Below are 887 nucleotides of genomic sequence, written 5' to 3'. Positions count from 1 at the left end.
ATTTGGCTCTCTTTATGTGTATTCTCTGGATGGAAAATTCATAAAAGAAATAGAACTGCCAACGAGGGCGAATTATCAGTTGATAGAGGAGCTGGAGAGTAAGTATTTCGTTACATGGACATTACCTGCCTCTGAGAGTGATAATTGTATCAGCGTCATTTCTAAAGAGTCTTTCAAGAATGTGAAAGAATTTTGGCATGTACCTCCCGTTCTCACTACTCTGAATTCTAAACCTTTTTATAATTATGAACATAAAGTATATTTTTCCAATCCTTATCAAAATGAAGTATATGAAGTAAGGACAGATAGTTTACGGGTTGCATACCGTTGGGACTTTGGAAAAGATAATCTTGATTTAAAGGAGTATGGATTCACTTTATTAGAGGATCAAAAGGTTGAAGAATATAAATTAATGTTGCAGTATTTACGTGATTCTACTGTGCCTTATTTGTTAAGGCATCAATTTCAGAATAAAAAATATTATTATACCATGTTGACGTTTGGCTTTCGGCATCGGATAAATCTTTTTTATCGAAAGGATGACGGCAAGAGTTTCTTTTTTGAGAAAACAGCGGAAGGTGTTTTGCTCCATCCTTTANTTTTTTGAGAAAACAGCGGAAGGTGTTTTGCTCCATCCTTTAGCCTTTAATGAAGATTTCCTGACTTGTATTGTTTTCAATGAAGACTTTCCAAACTATGAAAAAGTGCTTCCTCCGGAGGAATATAAGAAGTTGGAAGAGCGTTTAGAAGATGATAACCCCTGTTTAATCAAATTTTATTTTAAATGAAAAATCTTATACTGGTGTTAGGTTGTTTTTTCTTTCTAATCTCATGTCAGCAGACCGAGAAGGAAAAACTTGAAGAACTTGTTAAAAATTGGAATGGGA

1 pseudogene is annotated in these 887 nt (G+C 34.1%); it reads left to right on the top strand.

Annotated features, from left to right (window positions below):
• Positions 1 to 788, top strand: a pseudogene (locus JZY04_RS21015) (6-bladed beta-propeller); the annotation flags it as partial.
• Positions 789 to 887: the final 99 nt, after the last annotated feature.

It is taken from the genome of Bacteroides sp. 11BF (assembly GCF_019633765.1).
GTDB classification, from domain to species: domain Bacteria; phylum Bacteroidota; class Bacteroidia; order Bacteroidales; family Bacteroidaceae; genus Bacteroides; species Bacteroides hominis.
This window is presented reverse-complemented; position numbering and strand designations above follow the sequence as displayed.